We start from the raw sequence: 1,430 nt of genomic DNA on the forward strand, positions 1-1,430 counted from the left end.
CGTCACCGCGTTTTTGCTGGTGACGGGCCTCTTCTGGCTCGTGTGGCAGGTGCAAGGTTCGAACTTGCGTAGGCTGAGCCGACGGTTTTACAGCGCGTGACTGTTTCTGCCGCGAGATAGCCTCCGGCCTGCGGCGCGGTTGCGCCTGATGGCATTGATGCCCAAGATCATTGCACGCATATGGCACAGGCGGGCGCGAGCGCTCGTTGCTCAATCCGAGTAGTACGCCGCGTACCAACGTGACGTCGACTCCACGGAGAAGCCCTCGAAGTCGCCGGCCCTCTCACACAGCAGAAGGCAGTCCAGCACCGCCAACGCCGCCGGCGAGTTCGTCGCGGTCAGATACGCCTTGGTTTCCTCAAGTCCAGCGCCGCAGAGCAACTGAACATCGATAGAAGAGTCAGCATCCCAGCTCGACCGCTTGGCATCCCAGATCGTCAGCACATCGTCCAGGTCGCCGGCATTGAACAACTGCACGCAGCAGAGCTTCATCAGTTCGGTGTCGCCCTCGCCTTGCGCGCGTCGCTCCAGCACAGCGTGGATTCTCAGCGTCTCTCGAATTTCGTCAAGATGAGCGCCAGACGGTCGAAGCCCATAGCGTCGCAGGCTCTCGTCCTCGTCCACAAACTCTCCCTATGAGACACGCAACCCAACCTCTGACTTATCACGAGGCGAGATCGTCGCATGATGGTCTCTCGCGCGAGCGCACAGCCTGCTCGCCTGATCATCCCGTCTGCCGTCGACCCGCCCGAAGGGGAAGCGGGCCAGGGCCACGGGGACAAGGTGGAGCCCCCTACTGGAGGAACGACCTTGGCCCCGTGGCCCTGGTCTGCTCGGCTTGTCCCGGGTCGATGACGGGCGGGATGATCAGGCTTCCACCTCAGCCACCTACGGACCTCAGGTCCGACTCAGCGGTCATCCCGGAGCCGGAGAGCCCCCGCCGGAGGCACATCGCGAGCAGCCAGACCGTTCCATCGGCGCCCGCCAGCATGGGATCATCGGCATCATGACGACGATGATCAGAAAGGGCCATGCCGCGTAGGCGCCCTTCCGCGGTTCGCGCACGACGGCTGCGGTGCCGAACCCACAGACCCTCTATCCATCAAGTCCCCGGACTCACAGCCCGACCTATGGCCGCGGTTATCGCCCTTGAACACACAATCCTGCAACCGGGCGAAGTGGCAGCGACCCTCTTGGCCTGGACCCGGGACGTCATTCCTGGCACTACGACTCAGCTCCCGCCCACGTGCTCGTGTCCTGGATGCTCATGGGAAATCGATCCACGCGGAGACCTTGAGCGGATACTCGCTGCACTCCCCGATTGGGCCAGGCCGTACCTGTACTACATCCGTAGATCTTGATTCGTTTGGCTCCGCCACGGAACGTAGTTGCTCCATCCTCGGTGCGTGACATGCGCTCTGACCTACGAT

General features: G+C 62.8%; 1 protein-coding gene. It reads right to left on the reverse strand.

The annotated features are described in order from the left end of the window. Window positions 1–210 precede the first annotated feature (210 nt). The gene (locus BLR04_RS39400) at window positions 211–624 is read right to left on the reverse strand and encodes a hypothetical protein (protein WP_090774302.1); all 414 of its coding nucleotides are present in this window, start codon (window positions 622–624) and stop codon (window positions 211–213) included. Window positions 625–1,430 lie beyond the last annotated feature (806 nt).

It is taken from the genome of Nonomuraea maritima, assembly GCF_900100395.1.
In the GTDB taxonomy this organism is placed as follows: Bacteria; Actinomycetota; Actinomycetes; order Streptosporangiales; family Streptosporangiaceae; genus Nonomuraea; species Nonomuraea maritima.